The sequence below is a fragment of the Bacillus sp. AF23 genome (assembly GCF_020861455.1).
Classification (GTDB): Bacteria; Bacillota; Bacilli; order Bacillales; family Bacillaceae; genus Bacillus; species Bacillus halotolerans.
Genome location: NZ_JAJHVY010000017.1, coordinates 186,578 through 210,744 on the forward strand (window position 1 = coordinate 186,578; position 24,167 = coordinate 210,744).

Here is a 24,167-nt window from a genome sequence, read left to right on the forward strand (position 1 = left end):
TTTCTTATTTGATGTCAAATTGCGACAGCCATTCGGAGGCTTGCTGCTGCTTTGCAATAACTTCCTGCGGGATATCGACTTCATCATCCGCTGTTTTGGGACGCTTGAATAAATCCGATTGCTTAATGCTTTTCTTAGCTTGGCGAACTTTTCCGATCATCATCGCGAGTGAAGCCATGTCGTCATATTGATCGAACTTCTTGTCTTGCTGCGCCTGGATTAAGATGAGGTACTCCCGCGGTGTCAGTGCGTAAACTTCGTCAGGCTTTAATGATAAGTACCGCCAAGCCTCGGCCAGTACTTGGTCTATTCCAAAATCCCCGCCAGCATTTCCGCCGCTTTCGGATCTTTCTTCAGAAGCTTTTCCGCTGTTTTCTTGTAGAAAAAACTGTTCGATACGACCTCGTTCGTGATTTTAAGAATCGTATCCATATCGAGTACTTCTTTCTCGACTCCTTCTTCGATAGCTGCTCTAACCTTAGAAATCGAAATGTTCTTTTCGGTGTGAAAAAGCCCCGCATGTACAACGTGTACAAACGTCTCTAAATCCCCAACAAGTGCTTTACCGATTAATTCGAATGAGCCGCCTTTGTACAAACCGTCAAGGTGTTTAACGCTCTTAAACGTCAGCTTTAATTCGTACTCTTCTCCTTCAATTTCAAAACGTGCCATATAATCGTCTCCTTCTCGTTTTATTCGTTAAGTAAAAAAGACACCGCGATTAAGCGATGCCTTAAGGTGTTGTCGTGCCTGTATCTCCGCTAGCTGGAGCAGATGAAGACGGTGCCCCTTCCGGAATTTCCGTTAGAGTTTCCTCCGTAATGTCTCCGTTCAATGAGCCTTCAAGTGAGTACGTTGCGAAATCTCCGTTTCCAAATTCGCGTTCGAACGAAGAAATCATATACATGCCGCTTTCCGCCTCTTTAGTCCGAGTATCAATTTCGTAAATTTTGACGAACTCTTTATTTCGGATTTTCTTTTTCATCGCCTTAATAAACGGATCGCCTTCTGTAATAACGCCCTCAATCGAAACGGATTGCGTTACCTTTCCGTAGTCACTTCCGGTTTTATCCTTCGTGTCCAAATCGATTGAATCGGCTTCGGTACTAGTTGTTCCGCTCGTTTGGTTAAACGGGCGCACCATTTTTTCGCCTGACTCCGTTTCGATTACCGCTGCAAATAAAATCTCTTCTCCGCGATATTCTACCGCCAAATTAAATCCCCCTTTTGTTATGCGTTCAATGTCGTATCTATCTCGATGTCAAAATAAACGCGATGATACTGCGTCTTATCCGCCACTTCCTCCGCAGGCAACGGAACCTCCGCCGTTAAATTGACATAAAAAAGACCGAGCGTTTGGCTCGGTTCACTTGCGTTAATAAGCGATATTTTATCGAATAAGAATATCCGTTTAAGGTGCTCCTGTAAGGTTGCTCGTTCTGTCGCGGCGTTTGTGTGAAGGCCGATTTGGAATCGGTAAATCATTCGCACAGATTCTCGCTGTTTCGAAACAACCGTCGGAGTGTTCTGCCTCTGCTGTACCGTAATAAACGGCTTGGTCTCCGGTAATACAACGCCATCATAGACCCATACGACCTCAAATCCGGTTTTCTTGGCGAGATGTTGGATTATCGAATATTGAACATCGATTTGTCTCATCGACCTAAACCTCGCACTAAGCGAAGTATTTTCCCGCGATAGACACGTTCGTTGCTCCATACGACATCCCGGATGAACCCGCTTTGAGTTTTATGCGTATATTCTTGGATCTTCGCATAATCTACGTCCGATCCATATTCCCACATTGCGGGCGCAACCTTTTCCGGACTGGCTACGATGCTATTTCGAAGTTTCCCCGTTTTTACAGGAGCCCGTTCAGCAGATTCATTCGCCATCAATAGCGTCTGAGCTTCCGTTACCTCATCGACTTCTTGTACGAATTGCGTTGCGTCAAGACCGCGCACAACTCGATTAAGACCTTCGACTGAAATACGTACCTGGGAACGACTCATCTTCTCAGCCTCCCAACGATCTCGGCGCGATTTCTTGCTCCGATTCCTTTTTTATCTACGGATAATATCTCGTAAGTCTTTTCGTCATAGATTACGCTTTTAAGAGACTCGTAAATATCTTCGATCAGTTCGATAGCAATCGAGAACCAAATATCGCCGGATTGAACTTCGATTCCGTCCGCTAGATACTTATCGATCTTAACTTGCGAGCTTATTTCGGTGACTACAGAGGGAACAATCCGTTTTGGCGGTTCTGTTTTCGGTAAGGGCTCGTTTGTTATCGGATCTCTTACGACTTCCCCTTCGTAAAATAAAACCACGTCATGAGTTCGTCCTTGAACGACCTCTTTTCGCGCTTGCTTCATAAACACGACGTCTTCCGGTGTTATCACGCAGTCACCTCCTATTTGTATTTGTCGTGCAACTCATACGTTAAATATCCGGTACAATTAATGTGCATCATATAGATTTCCGGATCGTCTGGCTTATACAGTCCGGCGCCCATTCCGTAACGGTCTTCGAGCTCAAGCTGCGTACATCGGTGATCAGGACGATTAGCTTTTCCGCGATGTACCCGCATAGCCTTAACGACTCGACTTTGCTGTCCGGTATAAGACGCCGCGACTCTATGCGCAGTATTCCCTTCCGTTACAACCAACCGCCTGATTTTCCATGCGTCATTTTCGTAGACCTTGCGTACATTAGCGCTAATCTCACTAACGGACTGGCCCGTTATAATTCCCGTACGAATAGCTTTTGAAAGCTCGTCACGCTGATCGCCAGCAAACCGCCATACTCGGTCGGATAATACTAAACCATCGTCGCCTACTCGATTTACAATGTAACGAACAACGTTTTTGTTGATCTTATCGAAAGCAACTCCGGATATAGCTGCGGTGCCTACCGAATCCACAAACGCCGTTTTTACAGCGTCTGAAGTCGTCGAGGCTGTGTCGTCGAATATTTTCTCGAAGGCGCTCATACCGGTAGTTCGCATAAGCTTTTCAATCGTATCTAACTCGCGAAGTAGTTTGTTCAAGCGCTGCCTTTTAATTTTTCCGTCGCTGCCGCTGTACTCTGTAAGTAAGTCAACGATCTCAAGTCGGATTCGTCCGATCTCCTTTATCGCGTACACTTGCTGACTTGCGTTTAGCTTGCGATATTGCATCGAAACCTTTTTAAGCTGGCGGTCTAGTTCCGCTTGGCTGCTCATCGATCATCAGCTCGTTTCGGATGCATCTGGCCGCCGCTTCTCCGATAAGCTTTACGATAATCTTTCCGGGCGTCTTTTCCGAGTTGCATGTAATTAGCAAAAATGTTCGTTTTGTCTATCGATTCTTCTCCGTCATGGAAACTGAAGAACCGAGCCGCATCACTTGCGATAGTTTCGTATGCGATTGCCAGCGCTAAGAATAGAACAGCATTTTCGTTTTCTTCCGCACTTAGACCGGATTCAGCTTCGGCTTCGGCGATCCATGCGGCAATATCGTCCGCTGTGACGCCTTCCACTCTACTTAACCGCGTTGCTAGTCGACTTGATACCGCCACATGACTCACCTCCGTTATTTTTTCTTCTTAGAAGGACCTTTCGGCTTTTGCTTTCCTTCGTCAGGAGTCGGAGAATCTTCCGCAACTTCTTCAGCCGCGATTTCCTCCTCTTTATCTTCCTTGATCGGTAAAGGCTCAACATCTACGCGCTGAATAAACGGTGACGCCGCATCAAGCGCTTTGATTTCCTTCTCGACATTCGTTTTATATACGCCGTATCCGTTAAAAACGAGATGCAAACCGTCTCTCATAAATTCGTAGTTTGGTAACGTCTTATATTCTGCCATTACGCCATCTGCCCCGCTGCTTTGAGTTTCGCAAGTAATGCGTTAAGATCAGCCTTCAAACCCTCGACGTCTGTTGCTGTGCTGTTCGCTTGTGATGCCGCTTTGGATGCGGTTAATTTACCATCGAGAGCCGTTTGTAGACCTGTGACATTGGCGATTGTATGCGTATGTGATGACGGCGGGAAAGTCGAAGGTTTTCCGGTGACATCCGCCCATTTGATTTCTACAGTTGCGCCTGAGCTCGATTCTAATTTCGCCAGTAAGTCGCCGATTTTAAGGTCATTCGCAACCGGCATCGACTCATTTAATCGTTTAATATCGTTTACACTTAGTGCCAAGTATATCGCGCTCCTTTCGAATATTTATAGGAGGCCGAAGCCTCCACTATGTTAGGAAACAGCTTTAGAGATGCCAGAAAGAACAGCCACAGATTCTTTTGCGTTTTTGATTTCAAATCCAAGTTCGCCACGGATGACACGGGAGAAATAATCCGCCCCATTTGGAGTAGCGTCCTGGTCATAAACCGGAGTAAGATAGCGAGCTTTGATGTTATCAAGGTCAAGCAACAACGCTCGATCTTTAGGCATGTTTTGGTCAACAACGACTTGTGTTACTGCTCCACCAGGGAGGTCGCTCATGAATGACATGATTTGATACCCTGTCTGCTCATCTCCACGAGTTGTGCGGATCGTATCCTTAGCTAATTTAGTTATTTGTCTTGAAACACTAGAGTTACATAGGATCGTATTTACACGACCACCTCGTTTGAATGTTGCCTCTACAGCATCGTTCAAGCCTTTCGCTGTGATTTCTTGTCCGCCGAAATCAGTTACTGCAGACCCCTGCTCCTGTGCAAAAGCGAATAATCCGCCTGTTGATCGAGGCTGAGCTGCCGATCCTTGATATTTACGACCATAAATTAATGAGTTATTAATCTCACGAACCATTTCTTGCAAACGCAAATTGACTTGATAGTCGAGTTCGTCAGAAACTCCGTACGTCCTAACGTGCTGTTGAGTACGCGATACAGAAGCGTAGCGAGAGAAGATTTGCGAGTAGTTGAACGATACAATACGATCGTTAATCTCATTTTTTCTAAATACGTCTTCTCCTTCCGGACGCGGACGTGAGATTACTTTAATTTCTCCATCCTTTTCAATTGCTTCCGGAGTGGTAGCGTCGTAACCACGCTGAACCGTAATTTTGTCGGCGGCTTCATCAACCGCAGTTACACGAAACACCTCTAAACCATTTTGAACCAAAGCATTAATTGTAAATTTTTGAGCTTCTCCGGCTTCTAATTCGATTTCAGTTGCGTCAGCCGCAGCCGCTGTTTTAACAACGCCAGTGTCACTGTTTAAATAATCGTTCTGCCATTCGAACTTAGTCTGCGTTAAACCTTCACCTGTGCCGATAAGCCCGAAAAGAACAGGCGCCTTTGTTAAAATTAAATCTACGTTCGCCTGCATTTGGCGAACTTGTTGCTGGAAATCATAGCTAGTTGCTACCATGTGTTAATCCCCCTAATAGTTTTTGTAATTAAAAAAGCCGCCAAGAAGGCGACTGAATTACCGTTTGTTTTTTAAACTTAAAAGCTCATTAAATATCTTCGTCACTGTTCCTGAGTACCTGCTATCCTTAAGAGCTTTTTGTTTAGCCTCTTCAAGTTCTTTTTCTTTCGCGACGATCTCCGTTTGAGTGTTATTGGTTGCCGGATTACTGCCGCCCGCTGCGTCTGCTCCAATCGGTTGCTTAAACATCCACGGACTGGACGCCTTAAACGCCGCGACTGCTTCTTCGGCTCCAACAACGTTACCTTCTTCGTCAATCTGGACCGCTGACTTATCGAGTAGCGCGAGAACTTGATTCGGATCGTTTGCGTTAAGTGATCGAGCGATAGCACGAAGCTCCGTGTTAATAATGCGTTGATTAGCCGATTCTTGAGCTTTTTTAGCTGCTTCCGTAGCCTCTTCCGCTTTCTTGGCCGCTTCTTCTTTTTCGACTCTTAAGCGTTCAGCTTCGGACATTTCCGCCTTTTTGCGCTCTTCTTCCGCTTTTTCTAACTCTTCGAGACGTTTCGCTTTTTCTTCGAGCTCCACACGCTTCTTTTTCTCGCGTTCAAGCCGCTTATTAACAATCTCGTCAATTTCGGCCTGCGTGAACGTCTTTTCCGGCTGTTGCGTTTGCTCAGTCGGTGTTGGTTCCGGCTCCCCAGCCGTAGTTTGAGCGTTAGTTTCTCCCGGTTCCTGTTCCGCGAAGTGTTGTAAATTCAAACGTAGTAATTTTCGTTGTACATCCATTCCTATACCTCCGTTTAAAGCCCGTCGGCTATGGATTACGCAAAACAACAACCGATAGTTTAACGACATATCGTAGGTCAATAGTTGTTATGCGTTAGGATCTTCTTCGTCTTCTTCCGCTTCATCTTCCGGTGTCCTGCCGCTCGCAGACTCACCGTAAGGGTCTTGCGATTGCATTTTAAGGTTGCGCTCCTGTAAAATCTCCATAAATTTAGCTTCCGGATTTTCTTTTCCGCTTCGAGCGATCGCACCTTTAACGGATTCCAATTCGTTAGAAATTTCTTCGCCTAGCTGCGTAATTAACGCCGCTTGATCTTCCGGTAAAGGAAGTCCGAAGATAATTTTGTTGTCGTAATATTCGTCGACTTGCGATAGAAGCTTATGGTCGTACTTGAATCGCGGATGCTCTTGGCGCGCTTTCATATAGCGCAAAATATATTCGTTCAACGTTTGTAAACGGGACTGCCAAACGATCCAAGCCCGCTGCGTTTTCGAAATGATTGAGCCGTATAGCATTTTGAGTGCCATGTCGTTTATACCACCGGTGTTCATGTCAGCCGTATTGACCATCGGAACCTCGCTGATTTCGTGGAGCCGTTTCTGCATCCGGTCAAGATACGCTTCAATCGCCTCTTTAAATTTAAATCCGCTTTCAAGCTTCTTCGCGTCAGGAGTCCCACCGTCTTTGTCCGACTCACCGAGATCCCAAATAGCACTAGGCGAAACTTGAAACGGATTTTTCGGATCATTCTCTACGTCAGTTAGCAACGTAATCGCGAACATTTCAAACCGAAGCGCATCGGAGTAGTCCGATATTTTGCGGTCAATTTCATCCGCCGTATCGATCAGTTTCTCGACCTCGCTGTAACCTTCGCTATGACCGGTAAGTTTGTCCGTCGGGATATGAACAACCGGGATAAAATCGAGCCCCATAGATTTTCTTTCGACTCGCTGATCGCGCAAAGACAAACCATCGTCATAAACGGCTTCCTCAATCTCGCAATCATAGGCGCCGGTTTCTTCGTCACCTTTCCATACGAGATAGTACGAGAGTTTCCAAAGGCGTGTCTGTTCTTCGTCAAGCCAAGCTACGAAATGAACAGCGTCTAATTGGTCTGCATCCCATTCGTTATGAACTGCGATAACTTCCGTCGAAGGGTGCCACAGAATTTTAATTTCGCCGCGTCGGGTGTCATAGTGGAGCCTCGCATATACGCCCGTACGACTGATGGCACGATCTTTAGCCGCAGCCAGTAGCTTTTCATGCATCCGGTTATCATCCCAAACCCATTTCAGTAGCCGCTCTTTCGCCTTTGCCCGGCTGTTTTCCTCTTGCTGTTCCGCACTTGGCTCGTAGCCAGACTGCATCATTTGCGCCGGATCGTCGATTACATCGGGCGGTACTGATACTTTCGGCTCTTTCTCGAACTGCCAAGCTGCCATCGTATCGATTAACTTTCGTGGATAATTCATCGAAAGTGTAGTCGGCTCATATGCGATATTGTCCGACTTAGTATAGTCGGACCAGACGTTTAAGCTGCCCTCATAGCGCCGGTAAAGCTTAATTTCGTCGCAAATACGCTGGAATTCGCGCGAACCGATTGCTTCTTCGATAGGTATTACGAATTGAAACGGGTTAATAAAATTCCGATCTACAGTTACGATGTAAAACGCCTCCTTTCGTTTAGTAACGGTAACTACCGACGTTACCGCCTTTGCGTCTTCGCGATTTAGCCGCAGCAGAGACCGCCATTTCTAACGCATCGATAACATCATCGTGGGCTCCGGTGCCGTACTGTTCGAATTGCTCCAGTAATAGTGCATGCTTACGGTCGAATTGGATTGTTCCATTCTCGATCGAAGGCAATAACGCTTCGATACGGAGCTCTTTACGGCTACGGTGTTTTATCTTCTTAACGCGAGTATCTGCCGGATAGCCGGCTTTCGTTAGCTGCTTCTTGAGCTCATCAACGAAAAACTCTTGCGCTGCTTGCGCTTCGGCCGCAATTACGGTCGGTTGGTAATGAACGACCTTCTCGACGATAACTTTCATAAACTCGTCCGGCTTCAAACGTTGACCAAAAGCGTCAATAACGAAAATAGATCCGCTAATTTTATCGATAGCGACCGTCGTAATTGCGGAATAGTCCCCTCGCTCTTTCCCCATCGCGAAATCCACCGCAAGAGAAACGTCATATTTCATGAAATCGATATTACCGTTGTGGTACGTGAACTTTTCCGGATTAAAAATCATCGATTCCTCGTCGATTGGATGGTTCATGTACTCGGTATTGAACGCTTTAGATCCGTTATCCCATTTCCAGCGCATTAGTTTAAACAACGGCTGGACTTCCGGCCATAAAACTCGGCTGCCGCGCAATAATTCGGCTTCATTTTCTCTATAAAACCGTTCTGCGTCAGCTAGTCGGTTCGGATTTTCGCGATCAACATAAATAAGCCGGCATTTTTCCCAAAGATCGAGACGTTCCGGCTGCTTGATAATGGCGCGATAGACTTTCGTCACGAAGTCCGACCGCTTATATAGTACATGCATTAAAAGCGCGTCCATATGAACCGTCGTTCCCATGTAAACGAAGGCTGTCCGCTTTCCTTTCGGATCACCTAACGGCATGACCGTTTGCGAGAACCAGTTACGGAGACTATTTCGCTGTTCTGGCGTGCTGGCGTTTCCGCCTGGGCGCGCATCCTCTAAGTCATCGCAAATAATAAGGTCCGGCCGCGTACCGTTCCAGTTACGTCCACGCAACGCCTGACCTGTAGAGGCCGCCTGCACTAGCGCAAGCTGCTTTCGGCTGTCTCCGTCTGGATGCCACGCAATGAATGATTCGGAGTTATCGATGATATTCGCTTGGTCTTGCGGCGACAATAACGGCCCAAAGTCGGCGCGCAGCTTTTTGTTGAACTTAAGCTGATTCCGAATCCATTCCATATTCGCTTTAGATACGGAGGGCGTTTCCGAAATGATGATCGTATATTTCCGGCGCCGATAAACGATTTCGTGAACCGGAAAGGCTTTCGATAGGTAAGTCGACTTTGCGTGCGAACGTGGCGCCGCTGCCGCTATCTTTTCGTTAACCTTTTCGGAAGACACGACGTTCATAATGTCGCATATCTCTACGTGGAAATCTGGCGCTTCGCTAACGTCCGTTATGTCGAAGCCGTCCCAATTGCCGTCGTTATCAGGGTTTCGCGCATCCGAGAAATATTCGATTGAGAACTCGAGTAGATTACCTTCGCATCGCTGAATCCGTTTCAGCCGTTCAAGTTCGGTTGCTTTTTCGTAATAATCGGCGATCTCTGACGCAGGAATGTCGTCGCCGTACGTTTCATCTAACGCGTCTAGGTATTCAGTTAGAACGTTGATTAATTCAGCGCGTTCAGCCGGTTTGAGCCATCGTCCATCAACCCATGCGATAAAGATCGCCTCCTTTTCGTTTAATTTCGTTTGACTTTCGTTATCATTTTCGTTATTATGAGTGTAACAAAATAAAAATTAAGTTACGGAGAGTGAACGAAATGGCTAACGAAGTATTCCCGATTAAATCTAAGCGCGATTTTAATAAACTGAAGAACGCCCTGAACGGTCGCAACCGTCTGTTATTGACGCTAGGCACCGCTTTTGGTCTGCGTATCAGCGATTTATTAACGCTTAAGGTCGGGGATCTTCGCGGCCGGGATTCTCTAGTCATCACGGAACAAAAACGCAGAAAAAAGCGTAAGATTACGTTTAGTTCGTCCGTGTTACGCGAAATCAAGACGTATTTAAGCGACGCTGCCGATGAAGACTACGTATTTGCCAGCCGGCAAGGCGGCGGCAAACCGATAAGCCGCGTTCAAGCGTACCGGATACTAAACGACGCGGCCGGACGGGCCGGCATTGCGGATAAAATCGGCGCGATAGGAACGCACTCGCTCCGTAAGACGTTCGGCTATCGTCTGCACGAAAACGGCGTTGATATTACGCGTATTATGTCCATACTTGGACACTCAAGCGAGCGTGAAACGTTGAGATACATCGGAATAACAGCCGATGAAATATCGGAAGCTTACGAAAGCATCGAGGTTTAGGCCTGCGGTGCTTTTTTTATTTTACGCAAGCACAAAAAGACCTCCGCCGTAGGGTGCGGAAGCCTCGTTCTGATTGCGTTGGACTCACGTAGGCTAAGTCGACCGTCGGGTTATAAACCCTTTCGAATGTCGAACGCAAGTCTAAATTAATCTCTCGACAGCTAGGCGTCCATGTATCCCGTTATCGCCTAATTCAGCAAGCGCGACTATAATCTCTTCATCCGTCAAGTCGATTCCAATTTGTTTTATCTGTAAAAAGGCGTCGATAATCATATCCGTCGTTATGTTGTGGCGTTCTGCTGTCGAGTAAACAAATCGAAGAATACGTTCCACCCTTTCGCCCTCCCTTCGAAATCACACGAAATCAGCGCTTCTAACGTTTACCCTACCGAATACCCTACGGCTGGATTAAAACGGCTGTGACGCTTTAATTTCGTGGCAGAATCGTTATCTATTACGTAATTGTTCGATAACCCACTCCGCTCCTCTTAAGAAATCGCTCGTCACTCCGAAATAAGGTGCGTCTGTTAGCGATATCCCTAGCGCATCTAGCGCTTCCTTTGGCGGACGGGTGCCGCCGACTATTGCGATTTCAGATTCCGGAAGCTTTTCGGAAAACTTAACCGCGATATAATAGCCATCGGAGGTCAGGCGCTCACTTACCGTTACTTCTTCGTCTCTGAATTCCGTTAAATCAGCGATGATACTTTCGATTCCTCGCGTCACAGTGAACGCCTCCTTTCCGTTAGGTCAAAGTGAATTTTTGAAATGCGCGTTTAAAATGTGCCTGGCGCCCGGGCTTTTCGTTTTTCCTCCCCCGCCCCCCCTTTTCGTTTTTCATACGGCATGCACCGTTTTGTATATCGAGTGTAACATTATCGGATTAAGTTACAGTGGGCGGGAGGTCTGGTCGTTGATATGACGGCATTCATTCGTGTTTGTATTGCGTTATGTATTACGTTTTATTTATGCATCTTATGAACCGTGATATATCAACGTTTATATATACGGTAGGGATAGCGCGATATGTATAAGATACTGTATATTCACGGGGCTTATTCCGAAAGTGATCGAGGGGTCACGCGCTAGAAGGCCACGGCTGATAAAATAAAAGCGCCCGTCAAACGGCGTAACCTACCGCTATCAGAACGCTTCATATATTACTGTCCGTCTATTCTTCCGTTTTACGTTGCGCCCTCAGACGCTCTATTTCCGCCTTGATATCCGCTATGTTGTTACCGTCATTCTTAACGTCTACTTCCGTTCTCTCCGTCAGCATATCGTGCCACTGCATGTACGTCCGTAGCATTGCGGCATTCCCATCGTTAATAATATGATCGGGTATTGACGCTATGATATCCGGCATTCTTTCCGCTGATTGCTTCTTAATTCTGCGTTTTAGTTCTTCGTAAAAGTCATCGTTGTTTCGCCAGTTATGCAACGTCTGTCTTGTAACGCCTACTGCATCGGCAATCTGATCGTAAGTCAATCCGCCTCTGTTCGGTTGCGCTAAAAATTCGATAGCAGCGATTTGTTTTTCGCTAAGTTTCCGAGCCATTTCCGCCCTCCTTTCCGTTAAGTTTTACGTAGCTTTACGTCCTTCTATAATACATAGATAACTAAGGGTGTAAATTATCGGGTATTATCGTTAAGTTTCCGAAATTAATTTCGTTAGGTTAGCGCAGTCCTTTCCGTATGTACTTAAACATAGCGCTAATTCCGGTCACTTCGTTCCCTACATACGCGCAGATATTAATTAATAAGTACTTGATCGCGATAATACTGGACGAAGTGAAACGGAGTTCCAGAGGCTTGTGATTCACAAGACTAAGAAGTGATTGGCGACCTAAAATCGCTGTATCCCTTGCGGCTCTAAGCGCGAACCCACTTTTCGGTTGTGCGAATAAAGTCGTGTTTTTCGCCGATTTGTGCGAATAAAGTCGTGTTCATTATCAATTAGTTTTCCGTAATTGAGAATCGGACTACACGAAAAAAGATGACGCCAACTCAACGCCATCTCATCGATAGTATTTTCCCCGCCAAGAACAACCCGAAAACCGCCTTCCGTTTTAGCATCGCCAGGTAAATCCGCCGCGCCCAACTTTCCTCGTGCTGCAGCGCTATCTCAACCGCCTTCCCTACGTTCGGATGCTCGACTATACGTTCAATCAACGCTAACTTTTCGCGCATCCCTTTATCGCAGCCCGGCTTGAATTCGTTCTGTATACAGCCGTTTACCGCGATATAACACTTCCGCCGCGCTAGATCAACCGCAACCTTTTCGTCGTACAAACCCCACCGTTTCGCGTACGTTTCTAGCGTATTGCCGTTTATGTACGAATCGAATAGCTGCGGGTTGTATTTGCGCATCAAGCTCTCGTCGTTAATCTGCCGGTAATGATACAACGGTTTATCGATATAATAAGCCGTCTGGCAGTACGTAAACGCGTCCATATTAAACAGCCAATCTTCGCCGAGATACTTACCGTCAGGAAACGTTAGGCCATACGTATCTATTAAACTTTTGCGGATTAACTTCCAAACGCCGCCGTACGATCCGTTATATAAAAAATCCGTCAGTATTTCCGCCTTGATTTCGTCCCGACCTAACGGCGTATTTGCTTTTGCGCGATAACTTTTCGTATAGCTTTTCGTAGTATCTTCGTAATCCCAGCAGATATCCGTAAATACAATATCGGCGTTGTTTTCGCGCGCAGTTTCGTACATAGTCGCGTAACCTTCCGGCTCGATCCAATCGTCCGCATCGATAAACGCAACGTACTCACCTCGCGCCTGCTTTAGCGCATTATTGCGTGCCGTGGCCGGTCCTTGATTCGCTTGGTAGATCGGCTTGACCCGTTCGTCAATGGCTTCGTAGTACCTTAGAATATTGCGCGTTGAATCGGTTGACCCGTCATCTACGATCAAAACTTCGATATTCTTCAGCGTTTGACCGAGAACACTATCTAAACATTCGCGCAGGTATTGTTCGCCGTTATATACCGGTATAATAACGCTCATTTTCGGATTCATTTCGTCCACCCTCTCGGTTCGGGAATTCCCGTACTGATGTTTATAGGATAATTATACCAGATAAGGTTAGGAATTCAAGACGAAAAAAAGACGCCGATTTATTCAGCGCCCTCTTCCGTTGCTTCTTCAATCTCGAATAGTTCCTCGACCTCTACTTCGAGCGCCTTCGCAATTGAAAAAACGTGCCAATCTTCATGGCGACTATTTTTATCGAATCGCGAAATCGAACCTTGCGGAACGCCCGATGCTTCCGACAACCTTACCTGCGTCCATCCTTTCGCCTTCATAACGGCATTTAGGCGCGGCGTAGCGTTTAATTTCATTTCGATCACCTCTGCGACTATTATACGATATCGAATAAATTTCCGCAAATCCGTTGACATGCAATATCGTATATCGTATATTTAGGTCAACGAAGGGCCCTCGTTAATAAAATCCGAGAGGGGTAACGAAATGATTAACGAAACACAAAAACTGAATAAGGCGATTTTAGAACGAAACGGAGGCGCAGCCCCACCGACCAAAGCAAAGCTGCACCGTCCGAATCGAGCGAAGCACTTCCAGTATATCACAGCGTTTATTCTATGCGCAATGTTATCCGCATTCACTTCAGTCACCGCGCTAGCCACCGATGTTTACCGCAACTTTGCCGAACTCCAAGCTAACGAACCCGAGACGAACTACAATATATTCGCGACCGATCGCGCCACGCCCGTATTGATACTTGCGCCACATGGCGGCAGTATTGAAGGCGGCACCAGCGAACTTGCTCGCGAACTCAGCAACGACTATTCAACGTATCTTTTCGAATCGCTTAAGACGCCGAACGGCTTCGACCTCCACATCACGAGCACCCACTTTGACGAACCGACCGCGCTTGACCTGGTTACGCGCCACCAACGCGTTATATCGCTTCACGGTTATAGCGACAGCGCCGAGCACATTATCGTAGGCGGCACCGATCCTATACGCGGCCAGGCGTTAGTAGACCGCTTGAATGCGGCCGGCTTTAGCGCCGAGCTCGTAGGCGAAGGACATCGCTTTGCGGGCGCCCGTGCCGCGAACATAGCGAATAAGTGCGTAACCGGCGAAAGTCTGCAACTCGAGCTTAGCACCGGATTGCGAAAGAGCATGTTCGGAACGTTCTCGCTTGCTGGACGCGCCGGAACCGAAACCGCGACGTTCTATAAATTTACCGGGTTGCTGTCGGTCTTTATTAACGAAAATTATAACGTTGGAGGTAACGAATAATGATGCGATATACGTTGGAAGTCGAAAAATACGGTATTTGTTGCGATGGAACTGAGGCGGCTGCGACTACGTCAGGCTTTAATCAGGCGCTTAAGGACGCAGTAGAGGCAGGCATTTGCGAAATAGACATTCCAAAAGGCGTTTACTTGATCGACGGCGTTAACGAAGAATCCGTTACCAAGCCGGAAGAACACGCAGGCATTATCGTGCCGTCCAATATGACGCTTAATTTACATCCCGAAGCCGAATTCCGAGTCGCGCCGAATGGATCTTTCGGTTATACGTGCTTCTATATCGGCGAGGTCGAAAATGTAACAATAAAAGGAGGAAAGATACGCGGTGAACGTTATCAGCACGATTTTAACGGACATGGCGACTTCGAAAAGAAGAAAACGCATGAATGGGGCTACGGTATAAACGTACACGGCGCCAAGAATGTCACGATTAAAGGCGTTGATATTGCGGACTGTACAGGCGATTGCATTATCGTTAACGCGCAAGGTATGCTTAACGTTTCCTGGACGACTTACCGCCCTGCTCGCAATGTAACGATTAGAAACTGCAAATTAGACGGAGCGCGCCGCAATAACATATCGGTAACGGGCGGCGAAGACATTAAGATCGAGAATAACGAAATTACAAACGCAGGCATAAACGATGGTTGTAAGCCGATGTTCGGCATAGATATCGAAGGCTACGGAGAAGGCGACATTGACTACGAAGAGCCACGTAATGTGAAGATAACGAATAATACTTTCGCAGGTAACGTGGCACAGTCCGTATGTAACTTCAGCGGCTACGAGGTCGTTATTTCCGGGAATCATTCGGATAACTCGATCTCCTACGGCTACGGCACCGATACAGTGATCGCTAATAATACGCTGGTTCGTAAGGATAAAAAATACACTGCAATTGCGGGGCTCGGTGTTTCGTCAGGTTTTATAGGAAATAACGCAACCATTTCCGGTAATACGATAAAAGGCTTCAGCAGTGGTATAGATGTTCGCGGCGCTGACGTTACCGTTTCAGACAATACGATTTCAGAATTAAGCGTGGACGGTATTGCCTTAGCCACATTCGAAGCCAAGAACGTTAAATTCTCGGATAATACCGTAAACCACTGTCCAGGAAAGTTGTGTTGCGCGCGCAATTCTAGAGATATAACGTTCGAAGGTAACGAATTAAATGACTCGGATATCACCGCGATGGAGATCATTGATTCTACCAACGTTAAAGCAAAGTCGAATGATATAAAGCGAAGCAAACAAGGCTTCGTAATTACGAGGTCGTCCGCGAAAGTATTCGATAATGACGTCGATCTTACCGAGTATCCTAGCGCTGCGGCTTACGCTATAGCTTTCGATAAAGGCAGCGACGTATTCATTAAAGACAATCGAATTCCTGCGCCGACCAATATGGCTATATACGGAGAAAGCGCTGAAGGTCGTAAGGTGCGTATCAAAGGAAACGATATAACTGACGCGAAGTGTTTGATACCGATTTATGTTATCGGCGGTAAAAACCACGAAATATCCGGTAATGACGTAACGTTTAATAGAACGGCTTCCGGCGGCTATGGGATTCACACGAAAAACACAGACGGCGTCCTAATTAAAGAAAACGTTGTATATTCTGTCAGCGGATTTAAATTATACAGTCCGATAAAGACCGATGAATCTATTAATTCGCGAGTTATCGGAAATAAAATAGCCGGCTCTCTAGCGCTGAACAAAACCGACATTGAAACGAACAATATTCCAATTTAACCGTTGACTTACGTTATACGATATCGTATAATAGAATTATAGAAAGGAGGGAAAAACGAATTGAACGCGGACACGGTACTAATTATAACGGCGATAGTAAACTTCGTCATTGCGCTAACGAATTTTGCAACCGCATGCGTTAACGCAAAAAACGCTAATCGCAAAAACGACTAGCGCCAGAAACGTTGATACGGGGATAGATGTGAGAGTCCTCCCCGTGTCTCCTATAGTACCGTATCAAAAACGAAAACACAAGGAGGCGAGCGCGCCATGATAACGGCTTTATCAATCGTAATTACGGCGGCGGCCCTGATCGTTGCAATCGCGGGCCTGGTCGTCGCACTCAAACGGAGGCGATAACGGTATGCAGCAGCTTATGATTCGCAAAATATGGTCGGATACGCCGGCACTTACATCGCAACAGGAAGCTCAGATCCTCGATCTATACGAGCGCCCCGCCGCCAATTTCGGTCGATGTGGGCGCGCTTACCAAATTGGGATCAATTCGATGTTACAATATTTCGGCTACCGGATCGAAGTCGAAACGGAGGCTATGAACGATGATTGAATACGCTTGTAACGAATGTAATTACGCAAGACTTGACGTAAAAATAGAGCCTGACGCGTGTTGCCCTACGTGTGGAGCGCGCCTACAGGTCGAGGAGGAAATCGTATGAAACGTTTATTTAAATCAATCGTAATCACCGCGGCTTTGATCGCGAGTACCGCCGCCTTAGCACCGCAAGCAGACGCAGCCTGGTCGGGCTGGCAGACGGAGAAGTTCGGACATAAAGCGCGCGTCTATACGGATGCGACTACGTATACAAGCAGCGCAAAGACGGTCGATTGGAAGGCCGAAAAGAAAGGTGCGGACACGCTTTACTATACGGCTGGCGTTTATAAAAAGCGCTCAGGTGGCGGTCTGACCGATACGGGTTTGGTGCAGCGCGGCAGCTTTAAGACCGCAACGCCGCTGAAGTCATTTAGCGTAAAGTCGATTCGCGGTAAGACTGGCGCTGGCAGCTACGTGATCCAGGTCGATTGTTATACGGATTCAGGCAAGCGCCATTATATCGGGACTTTTGAGTCAGCGCGTTTCAACGTTAAATAAACGCAAAAATATAGACGCCTTAACGGGCGTCCTTTTTCGTTTCATCCATCGGTTAAAAACTTTTTATAATTTTTTTATTAAAGGTGTTTACACCGTAAACAATACGTGATATGATGTAATCAAGATAAAGGAAACAAACAAAACGCAAAGGGGACGGTAAACATGAAAACTTATCAAATCAAGGAACTTCAAAAGGAATTAGCTAAAATGGAAAGAATCGCAAAGAGCATCAAGGAAATGATCAATGAGTATGAAGGTCCGGTTTGGGGCAAAAACAACCTTATCAAAGAGTTCAACAAACATGTAAGAATCGCTAAAGCTATCAGAGAAGATCTGAAAGGAGCTTTCTAATATGAGTGTAATCAAACGTATTATTGAATTAAATATACACAGCAGGGAGTTAGAGGAAACACCAGGTACGGGATCAGAAAGAATTGAAATAAACTCCGCAATCATTGAGCAGGAGCAGCTACTTAAGGACCAAATCGGACTCCAAGGCTTTAATGAAGTTATCGACGCGGTAGTAGACTTTATAGAAGGTAATTCTTCCGAAAAACACGTTTGGGACGTTTATGCTCGGTGGACATGATAATTCCGAAATTATTAACTAAGTCAGACATGGCGACTCGTTGGTCTGTTACCCGTCAAGTCGTCAACAATTGGTCTAAACGACATGTGGACTTCCCACCGGAAGTTTCACGTGTAGATAACGGCCGCCTTCCCCTTTATCTTGAATCGGATATAGAGAAATACGAAAAAGCGAGAAGATTGCGCTAACCTCTCGCTTTTTTCTTGTACTAATTCTTCTTAACGTTAAACAGCGCAATCAACGTTTTGTCCGGCGCTTTAGATTGGCGATAGAAGACGTTAGGGTTAAACGTAAATCGCTCCGGCTCTGTGCCGACTTTAATACGCGCAACAACGTACTCACCGTCGAATTTCATCTGCTTAAGACGGCGACCTAGCGTGTCCGGCGTTACCCCGATAGCCTCCGCAAGCTCTTTCTTATTAAACCACCGGATGCGTTTCGGGTTCTTTTCGAAAGGATTTTCGCAAAGAGCATTCGTCTCGAAATGTATGAACGGGAGCATACGATAAATAAGACCGATGTCCGTCGCCTTAACTTCGCTATATACGCGTTTAATTTTCGCAGTATATAGCTTCACAACGTACTGGCTGCCGAAGTTTCCTTTGAAGTGGTAGCGTTCATTTACGCTATAACCGTCGGTGGCTTCCCGTATAATGTCGCGTTCAATGCATGCGGCTAAGAAATCGTAAAATGTCCGAGGCTTCTTGCCGAGCTGTAAAACGTCCATCATGTCGGATGTTGTCATCGGTGCTTTGTTGCGGCTAGATTTAACGAGAACACCGTTATAGTCGACGTAGCACTGGAGAAGCATTAAATACCCGCATTGCGCCGTCGTAAGAGCGCTATAGACTTCGTGAATATTAGACATATTCGCGTTAGAGAAGTCGCGCCGATCGGTCGTTTTTTCTTGTTGCCGCCGGAAGGCTTCGTCTTGATTGCGGTGCCTCAGCGTATAGATTTCCGATAAGTCCTCCCCGGTTTCCGTGTTCACAACTCGCAATTTCTTACTCATACAATCGTCCCCTTTTCAGTAAAATAAAAAGCGCTATATAAGCGCCTAATCAGTGATAAGTTTTTTCGCCAGTGGCGATATTTACGGTGAATTGTCCCGGCGCTTTTCCACTTATGAACTTGCGATACTTTCTTCGCCTGCTCTTGTTCTTCGAAAGAGACGCCTTATTCACATACGCGGACTCTCTCTCACTTCTCTGCCTTCTAACTGGGTACGAGTGGTTTTTCCCGTCCGTTCCGAAATTCTGACCGATTGACAATGGAACCTCTATACGTGGGTTATCATTTTTCTTGCGGTGCTTCCCCTCCTTTCGTCTAGCTAGCTGCTCGTCACTCATTATCGGGTATTCAGTTCGCGTAACTTTATCCGGATGTGAATCGGATAGTTCTTCGTGGATTATAATATTAGTCATTCGATCAAGCGCGGCGACGTCCGGCTGTTCTCCGGTAGAGTCGTAGTAGGCGTTTACTAATGCCATTATTTCTTCGATACGTTCCTGTCGCGTTAGTTCTCCGGCCTTAGTTCGTTGGTACATTTCCGTAATTGTCTCGTGTAGTAACGCTTTATCCATTGATTCGTCCTCCTGACGTGTATCCTTCGTTATGGCTCGCCCAGTAGTAGTAAACATCTGCAATCTTTTCGGCAGCACGGTCTAACGTTTCTGATAAAGTATTTTGCGCAATCCCTATCCGTTCGCCTGCCTCGGCTTGCGTTAGTTCTCCGAAGTAAACGAGCTCTATCGCCTGTCGCTGGCGGTCCGTTAAATTCGCTAATTCGATCGCCTTGTGGATATCGATAAGAATCGTAGCCGCGTCGTAATCTCCGCAACGCTTGCGGCTGACGAACTTTTGATAATCGGCGAGCAACAACTTGACGCCTTCTGCGTTATCGAGCGCATAGGCTGCGTCGAATTCGCGTTCCTTTCGGTGTAGATCGACTTTGACCGTTCCTATAATAACCGTCCCCTTTCGTTGACTCCTTCGTTAATTTCGTTTATGATTAACGTAAACGCTTCCGAAAGGAGTTTCGTTTATGGTTCTTACGTGGATATCTAACGACTTTGAGCGCAACCTCAAAGCGTACATAACTATCGAAAAGCAACGCCGCCTGTTTATCTCGGCCGGAGCTCGCCGTATTATCGGCCTGCCTACGGATGGTCCGTTTTATCTTACGGTCGCATATGACGCGGACGAAAAGCGCATCGTGGTCGGCAAGCCCGAATTAGTAAATCAGCCGGACGTCAAGCCGTTTAAATTCGATAAGCGCGGTAACGTGTCGGCCATCCCGTTCTTGCGTAAGGTCGGCATTGATTTCGATAGCCTACCACAGCGCTATTACTTGATCGGCGATGGCGAGGCGGCCAAGCAGCCGTATTTGGCTTATCCGAAGCACACATACGCGTTTCAATTAGACACCGACGCCTAAGTTCGCCATCAACGCGTCCAGCTTCGCGTATAATTCATCGATCGTGCCATCGTTTGTAATTTCGTAATCAACTTCGAAATTATCAACCGCTGTTTCTGTCGCATGCTCTAAGTCGGCCGCATCGAACTTGTCTCCGCGTTTCTTAGCGCGCTCGATACGTAAAGGCTCCGGCGCAACTATGCGGACTATCTTAAAGCCTTCTGCGAGAACACGATCGTATTCTATCGGTTTTCTTATATCGGTAATTAATACGTTCGCGGGACGGCAACACTGGCGTTTTATATAGTCGTTGATTTTTCGGAACTCGTAATCGACCCATACAGATTCAGCGCCAGGAACCGGCAGCTCCGTTATTCCGTTAATAAAGTCGCGCATAGGTTGACGTGGTTTATGTTCGTATTGCATCTCGGGAAATAGATCGTAAAAGAGCGACTTTCCCTTCGAAGAAAATGTGAACGGCTGAAAATCGTGCATAGTAACGACGTAATTTGTTGCGGCATCTTTTCCGGATGCAATGCGTCCAGTAAAGGCGAGCTTCATGGGCGATCACCAACGTCATTAAATTCGAGATCAATCGAACTACTCACCCGAGAATACGCTTCAATCTCCAACCGTGAAATATTTTCGATCTTTTTTCCTCGTTGATAAACGTCGAACTCTCCTCGCCCTTCATGAATAACGAGCACAAACGGTGCGCTTGCGATAATACTTTCGCTCTTAGTCGGTTCTTTCAACCGCGCCAATTCCTCGCCGAGCGTCCGGTTGTCTTTGTGCAGCGTGTCGATTTCGTCTTTTAGCGCTAAGTACCTGCGAGTGTTTTCGGATCGGATTTTCATATCTTCGTCCAAAGCCGCGTGTAGCTTTTTATTCTCGCGCTCTAAATCCGCTACTCGTGTCGCCAGATTAGATACGACGTCGATTAGATCGGCTGGCTGCGGTTCGTCGGCTTCGGCGGATTCTACCGGGACGAGTACGCGATAATGTCCGTGAGAGATTCCAACTACGTTTTCTCCGATGGGTGATACGTATTCAACGACGTCAACCGCACTAATGCCAACCGCCGTAACCTCAGTGACTATTCCGTCTGATTCGTCGCGATCCTTATCAACGTGAACAACCTTCTCGCCCACTTCCGCCTTGCGATCGGCTAATTCGCAGCGCCGCGTACCGTCAGGGCCGTCAATGTGAACGATGTCGGTCGGTTCGAGTACGCGGTATTCGCTACGGAAGATAAGTCCGTCACCATTCGTAATGGATTTGGCTTCGTCGCTTTCTATGTCGCCCTCTAACGGTTTCCATACATGCTCGACAGTAAAGATTTCGCCGTTCTCATACGATTCGCTCCGTGAATTTCTAGCAACAATTACGATCTTCTCGCCAACCTCCGCTTTACGATCGACCTCTACGTATTCGCGCTTGATGCCGCCAAGTGTTTCGTCAGCCAGTACGTGAATTTTAGCGTTAGTTTCCGTCATTTATTCCGCCTCCTTTTCGAATTCGATTGCCCCGTAATCAAGATCGCTAAGAAAGTCTCCGAATGGACCGAAGTACTCTATCCGTTTCGCCCCAACGTTAAGCCCTTTCTTGCGCAGATAATCGTTTATAGCGCTCTCCACTTCCGCTTGGTTCAACTTAATCTCCATCCGATCGCCCTCCCGTTAATTTATTATGCGAACCTGCACCGACTGCCGTCCGAACTGTACCGCGTCGGTCTCTCGCGCAACTAATACGTCAATCTTGGCGCCTTTAATTGCGCCTCCAACATCGCTCGCCACTGCCTTAAACGTCGTGCCATCCGCCTGTTTTATTTCAACCGTCGAACCCAACGCAATCACTGACGGATCGACCGCTATGATGCGCTTGCCGGCGTGGTAGATCGTTCCGGTTACGTCTATGCCGGTCGCTGTTACGCCGCTGCAACCTTCGGGGCAATCCGCCGTATAAGCCGAAGCCTCGAACGTTTGCCATGCGGGTTCTGGCGCGGTTTTGTTTTCGTTAGCAACTTCGTTATTCACCTTCGGCTTTGGTCGCGCCTTGGGCTTCGCTTTGACTTCCGCCCTTAACGACGCCACTTCGTTTTCAAGCGCCTGTATGCTTTCGTCTTTCTTTTCCGCCTCAGCTTCCGCCTTCTGTAGCGCCGCCTCTTCTTCGGTGATGCGCGGCGGGTCTGGCGGTGGTGGCTCCGGCGGCTTGGCGGTTGGATTCGTAAGTAATTGCGTTGACATCGCTAGATTCGTTAGTATACCGATGCTTACACCTCCTCGAAAAACTGTGCCGTCCATGGCTCCACGTCGACCACTTCGCGTCTTAAAGCTTCGGCTAATTCGGTAATTTCCGCCTGTGCACCGCGTCCCTTTTTGCGTTTAGAATAGAACGACAACAACGCGGTCAGATTCGCAGTCATAACGAGATTAGTTGCGGCTGCGTTCGGTAGGACGGCGCGAGCGTCTTCTGCGGTCACTCCGGCTTCTCGCAATTTATCGTAGGCTTGCTGCGCTATTTCCATAGCCTCCGCGAATATTTCCGTAGCAGGACGATCAGTAATTGGCGCCCCGTACACAAAGTCGTACATGTCCGCCGTTTTATCACTCGTAACTTTTTCCGGCACCACGTAATCGAATCCGCCGATCTTATCATCGCTTCCCATCCGTACGTAACGCTGTGATTGGACGCTGAAGCTGAAACCGACGCGATGGCGTGTAAGTTGCGCCAATAACGCCCGGCTGACGCCTTCAATCGCGAAGGTGAACGTTAGGTGTTCGAGGGTCGACGTGTGTTTGGACGCGAAGATATGTCGAAATAACCGGTCGGCGTCCGTGCCTGCGCCTCCGTCTGACGCTTTGGAGCCGAAATACTTGCCGCCTTCCTTTGCGACGATTTCGGTCGGCTTATTGGCGCTATAGCACGATCTGATTGCGGTTAGGGCGGCAGCTTGACCGTCTGTTATGTCGTGATCATCTAGCAGATTCTCAGCAAATTCTCCGTAATCCAGCGAATGGATAAATTTCTCGCTTAATTGCGTATGTGCGATTAGCTGTACGTTCATTTTGGTTTCCGCCATTTATTCTCCTCCTCACCGTATAGAAAAGATGCACAAGACTCTGACAGGCATCCAGTTTCAAATTCTATCCCTCTAAAATCACAAACCTCACACCCTCGTCCGTAGCATGATCTACAGTCGATTGCGCTCGTTATCATCTCTTCTCTACATTCTTGACAAACCATATGCCACTACTCCCGAAGCCGCCTGCACCTCGATCGCTATCGCCGAGCGCATCAACTTCCGTAAACACCGCCTGCTCGACCGGCTTGATTAACGCTTGCGCGATACGATCGCCTTTCCGGATTTTAATAACGTTATATTCCGTAGGTTTGATGACATTAAAGTCGTCGTCCCCGGCTAGTATACCTCGCATGATTCGTGGTTGTGATGCGTATCTAACTTGCGCAATATTATCGACAAGCACGCCAACCTCGCCCGTATATCCGCAATCTACAGTACCGAGCTGCACTCGCAATTTAGTTTTCAACGTAATACCGGATCGCGGTCGGATCTGCATTTCGTAGCCTTCCGGAATCTCGAACGCCAAGCCCGTCGGCACACACGCGGTTGCGCCCGGTTCGATAATTACGTCAGCCGCCGCGACTAGATCGAAGCCAGCGTCCGTTGCGTGCGCATAAGCCGGAATCTGTGCGTCCGGTGATAAGCGTTTTATATTTACGTTCATTTCGTTTCCTCCTTCG

Annotated in this window: 36 protein-coding genes; 8 read left to right on the top strand and 28 right to left on the bottom strand. The window is 47.2% G+C overall.

All coding sequences use genetic code 11. The features are described 5' to 3' along the window. Positions 1-4: 4 nt before the first annotated feature. The 14 genes from LNN34_RS09765 to terL all read right to left on the bottom strand — a co-directional run bounded on the left by LNN34_RS09765 (position 5) and on the right by terL (position 9,268). Positions 5-163 carry a hypothetical protein gene (locus tag LNN34_RS09765; RefSeq protein ID WP_229043174.1) on the bottom strand — a complete coding sequence of 53 codons (159 nt, stop codon included), beginning with the start codon at positions 161-163 and terminating at the stop codon, positions 5-7. A gap of 143 nt (positions 164-306) precedes the next feature. Beyond that, entirely contained in the window at positions 307-672 is a 366-nt protein-coding gene (locus tag LNN34_RS09770; protein ID WP_229043175.1) for a tail assembly chaperone, read from the bottom strand. Positions 673-733: 61 nt separating this feature from the next. Next, positions 734-1,213 (bottom strand): phage major tail protein, TP901-1 family, encoded by a 480-nt coding sequence (locus LNN34_RS09775; RefSeq protein ID WP_229043176.1) that lies wholly within the window; start codon positions 1,211-1,213, stop codon positions 734-736. A 17-nt stretch (positions 1,214-1,230) separates the two neighbouring features. After that, positions 1,231-1,659, bottom strand: coding sequence for a hypothetical protein (locus tag LNN34_RS09780; RefSeq protein ID WP_229043177.1), 429 nt, complete (start codon positions 1,657-1,659; stop codon positions 1,231-1,233). Continuing rightward, entirely contained in the window at positions 1,656-2,012 is a 357-nt protein-coding gene (locus tag LNN34_RS09785) for a hypothetical protein (protein WP_229043178.1), read from the bottom strand. The genes LNN34_RS09780 and LNN34_RS09785 overlap by 4 nt, the downstream gene beginning before the upstream one ends. Continuing rightward, entirely contained in the window at positions 2,009-2,404 is a 396-nt protein-coding gene (locus LNN34_RS09790) for a hypothetical protein (protein WP_229043179.1), read from the bottom strand. Before LNN34_RS09790 ends, LNN34_RS09785 begins: the two co-directional genes overlap by 4 nt. A gap of 11 nt (positions 2,405-2,415) precedes the next feature. Then, positions 2,416-3,225: a hypothetical protein gene (locus LNN34_RS09795; protein WP_229043180.1), complete on the bottom strand. Its 810-nt coding sequence runs from the start codon at positions 3,223-3,225 to the stop codon at positions 2,416-2,418. Next, positions 3,222-3,560 (bottom strand): hypothetical protein, encoded by a 339-nt coding sequence (locus tag LNN34_RS09800; RefSeq protein ID WP_229043181.1) that lies wholly within the window; start codon positions 3,558-3,560, stop codon positions 3,222-3,224. Before LNN34_RS09800 ends, LNN34_RS09795 begins: the two co-directional genes overlap by 4 nt. 14 nt (positions 3,561-3,574) lie before the next feature. After that, a complete protein-coding gene (locus tag LNN34_RS09805; protein ID WP_229043182.1) occupies positions 3,575-3,847 on the bottom strand; it encodes a hypothetical protein in 273 nt (90 codons plus the stop codon). After that, a complete protein-coding gene (locus LNN34_RS09810) occupies positions 3,847-4,185 on the bottom strand; it encodes a hypothetical protein (protein ID WP_229043183.1) in 339 nt (112 codons plus the stop codon). The genes LNN34_RS09805 and LNN34_RS09810 overlap by 1 nt, the downstream gene beginning before the upstream one ends. Before the next feature lie 51 nt (positions 4,186-4,236). Next, on the bottom strand, positions 4,237-5,358 hold the full coding sequence (locus LNN34_RS09815) for an SU10 major capsid protein (RefSeq protein WP_229043184.1): 1,122 nt from the start codon (positions 5,356-5,358) through the stop codon (positions 4,237-4,239). Positions 5,359-5,415: 57 nt separating this feature from the next. Further along, positions 5,416-6,147 (bottom strand): scaffolding protein, encoded by a 732-nt coding sequence (locus tag LNN34_RS09820; protein ID WP_229043185.1) that lies wholly within the window; start codon positions 6,145-6,147, stop codon positions 5,416-5,418. Between the two features lie 87 nt (positions 6,148-6,234). Continuing rightward, on the bottom strand, positions 6,235-7,812 hold the full coding sequence (locus tag LNN34_RS09825; protein WP_229043467.1) for a phage portal protein: 1,578 nt from the start codon (positions 7,810-7,812) through the stop codon (positions 6,235-6,237). Positions 7,813-7,831: 19 nt separating this feature from the next. Then, positions 7,832-9,268, bottom strand: coding sequence for a phage terminase large subunit (gene terL / locus LNN34_RS09830; RefSeq protein WP_229043186.1), 1,437 nt, complete (start codon positions 9,266-9,268; stop codon positions 7,832-7,834). 416 nt (positions 9,269-9,684) lie between these two features. Between terL and LNN34_RS09835 the strand changes: the two genes are divergently transcribed. Then, on the top strand, positions 9,685-10,236 hold the full coding sequence (locus LNN34_RS09835; RefSeq protein WP_229043187.1) for a tyrosine-type recombinase/integrase: 552 nt from the start codon (positions 9,685-9,687) through the stop codon (positions 10,234-10,236). Between the two features lie 141 nt (positions 10,237-10,377). Here LNN34_RS09835 and LNN34_RS09840 read toward each other — a convergent pair whose 3' ends face one another. From LNN34_RS09840 to LNN34_RS09860, 5 genes are all read right to left on the bottom strand, one after another. Next, complete coding sequence (locus tag LNN34_RS09840) at positions 10,378-10,569, bottom strand: hypothetical protein (protein ID WP_229043188.1); 192 nt, start codon at positions 10,567-10,569, stop codon at positions 10,378-10,380. Positions 10,570-10,683: 114 nt separating this feature from the next. Then, the gene (locus LNN34_RS09845) at positions 10,684-10,962 is read right to left on the bottom strand and encodes a hypothetical protein (RefSeq protein WP_229043189.1); all 279 of its coding nucleotides are present in this window, start codon (positions 10,960-10,962) and stop codon (positions 10,684-10,686) included. A 445-nt stretch (positions 10,963-11,407) separates the two neighbouring features. Continuing rightward, a complete protein-coding gene (locus LNN34_RS09850) occupies positions 11,408-11,794 on the bottom strand; it encodes a phBC6A51 family helix-turn-helix protein (RefSeq protein WP_229043190.1) in 387 nt (128 codons plus the stop codon). Between the two features lie 449 nt (positions 11,795-12,243). Next, positions 12,244-13,269, bottom strand: a complete 1,026-nt coding sequence (locus tag LNN34_RS09855; RefSeq protein ID WP_324251397.1) for a glycosyltransferase family 2 protein — start codon at positions 13,267-13,269, stop codon at positions 12,244-12,246. 98 nt (positions 13,270-13,367) lie between these two features. Next, positions 13,368-13,592 carry a helix-turn-helix domain-containing protein gene (locus tag LNN34_RS09860; protein WP_229043191.1) on the bottom strand — a complete coding sequence of 75 codons (225 nt, stop codon included), beginning with the start codon at positions 13,590-13,592 and terminating at the stop codon, positions 13,368-13,370. A 130-nt stretch (positions 13,593-13,722) separates the two neighbouring features. On the opposite strand from LNN34_RS09860, the gene LNN34_RS09865 reads away from it, so the two are divergent. The 6 genes from LNN34_RS09865 to LNN34_RS09890 all read left to right on the top strand — a co-directional run bounded on the left by LNN34_RS09865 (position 13,723) and on the right by LNN34_RS09890 (position 17,986). Next, complete coding sequence (locus tag LNN34_RS09865) at positions 13,723-14,520, top strand: poly-gamma-glutamate hydrolase family protein (RefSeq protein WP_229043192.1); 798 nt, start codon at positions 13,723-13,725, stop codon at positions 14,518-14,520. Further along, positions 14,520-16,286 (top strand): right-handed parallel beta-helix repeat-containing protein, encoded by a 1,767-nt coding sequence (locus LNN34_RS09870; RefSeq protein ID WP_229043193.1) that lies wholly within the window; start codon positions 14,520-14,522, stop codon positions 16,284-16,286. Before LNN34_RS09865 ends, LNN34_RS09870 begins: the two co-directional genes overlap by 1 nt. 364 nt (positions 16,287-16,650) lie before the next feature. Continuing rightward, positions 16,651-16,854, top strand: a complete 204-nt coding sequence (locus tag LNN34_RS09875; RefSeq protein ID WP_229043194.1) for a hypothetical protein — start codon at positions 16,651-16,653, stop codon at positions 16,852-16,854. A 105-nt stretch (positions 16,855-16,959) separates the two neighbouring features. Beyond that, positions 16,960-17,397: a hypothetical protein gene (locus tag LNN34_RS09880; protein WP_229043195.1), complete on the top strand. Its 438-nt coding sequence runs from the start codon at positions 16,960-16,962 to the stop codon at positions 17,395-17,397. Positions 17,398-17,559: 162 nt separating this feature from the next. After that, a complete protein-coding gene (locus tag LNN34_RS09885; RefSeq protein ID WP_229043196.1) occupies positions 17,560-17,748 on the top strand; it encodes a hypothetical protein in 189 nt (62 codons plus the stop codon). A gap of 1 nt (position 17,749) precedes the next feature. Beyond that, positions 17,750-17,986: a hypothetical protein gene (locus tag LNN34_RS09890; protein WP_229043197.1), complete on the top strand. Its 237-nt coding sequence runs from the start codon at positions 17,750-17,752 to the stop codon at positions 17,984-17,986. A 208-nt stretch (positions 17,987-18,194) separates the two neighbouring features. Here LNN34_RS09890 and LNN34_RS09895 read toward each other — a convergent pair whose 3' ends face one another. The 3 genes from LNN34_RS09895 to LNN34_RS09905 all read right to left on the bottom strand — a co-directional run bounded on the left by LNN34_RS09895 (position 18,195) and on the right by LNN34_RS09905 (position 19,867). After that, positions 18,195-18,797 (bottom strand): hypothetical protein, encoded by a 603-nt coding sequence (locus LNN34_RS09895; RefSeq protein WP_229043198.1) that lies wholly within the window; start codon positions 18,795-18,797, stop codon positions 18,195-18,197. A gap of 250 nt (positions 18,798-19,047) precedes the next feature. After that, positions 19,048-19,569, bottom strand: a complete 522-nt coding sequence (locus tag LNN34_RS09900) for a hypothetical protein (RefSeq protein ID WP_229043199.1) — start codon at positions 19,567-19,569, stop codon at positions 19,048-19,050. After that, on the bottom strand, positions 19,562-19,867 hold the full coding sequence (locus LNN34_RS09905) for a sigma factor-like helix-turn-helix DNA-binding protein (RefSeq protein WP_229043200.1): 306 nt from the start codon (positions 19,865-19,867) through the stop codon (positions 19,562-19,564). Before LNN34_RS09905 ends, LNN34_RS09900 begins: the two co-directional genes overlap by 8 nt. A 163-nt stretch (positions 19,868-20,030) precedes the next feature. Here LNN34_RS09905 and LNN34_RS09910 point away from each other — a divergent pair, with 163 nt between their 5' ends. After that, a complete protein-coding gene (locus LNN34_RS09910) occupies positions 20,031-20,423 on the top strand; it encodes a hypothetical protein (protein WP_229043201.1) in 393 nt (130 codons plus the stop codon). Here the strand turns inward: LNN34_RS09910 and LNN34_RS09915 are convergent. The 6 genes from LNN34_RS09915 to LNN34_RS09940 all read right to left on the bottom strand — a co-directional run bounded on the left by LNN34_RS09915 (position 20,406) and on the right by LNN34_RS09940 (position 24,151). Next, the gene (locus LNN34_RS09915; protein WP_229043202.1) at positions 20,406-20,798 is read right to left on the bottom strand and encodes a hypothetical protein; all 393 of its coding nucleotides are present in this window, start codon (positions 20,796-20,798) and stop codon (positions 20,406-20,408) included. The two genes, LNN34_RS09910 and LNN34_RS09915, sit on opposite strands and share 18 nt — an antisense overlap. A 161-nt stretch (positions 20,799-20,959) precedes the next feature. Beyond that, positions 20,960-21,898, bottom strand: coding sequence for a hypothetical protein (locus tag LNN34_RS09920; protein ID WP_229043203.1), 939 nt, complete (start codon positions 21,896-21,898; stop codon positions 20,960-20,962). Further along, a complete protein-coding gene (locus tag LNN34_RS09925) occupies positions 21,899-22,066 on the bottom strand; it encodes a hypothetical protein (protein ID WP_229043204.1) in 168 nt (55 codons plus the stop codon). Between the two features lie 15 nt (positions 22,067-22,081). Then, positions 22,082-22,648, bottom strand: a complete 567-nt coding sequence (locus tag LNN34_RS09930) for a 3D domain-containing protein (protein WP_229043205.1) — start codon at positions 22,646-22,648, stop codon at positions 22,082-22,084. Positions 22,649-22,674: 26 nt separating this feature from the next. Then, entirely contained in the window at positions 22,675-23,484 is an 810-nt protein-coding gene (gene thyX, locus LNN34_RS09935) for an FAD-dependent thymidylate synthase (protein WP_229043206.1), read from the bottom strand. Positions 23,485-23,617: 133 nt separating this feature from the next. Beyond that, entirely contained in the window at positions 23,618-24,151 is a 534-nt protein-coding gene (locus tag LNN34_RS09940; RefSeq protein WP_229043207.1) for a dUTP diphosphatase, read from the bottom strand. Positions 24,152-24,167 lie beyond the last annotated feature (16 nt).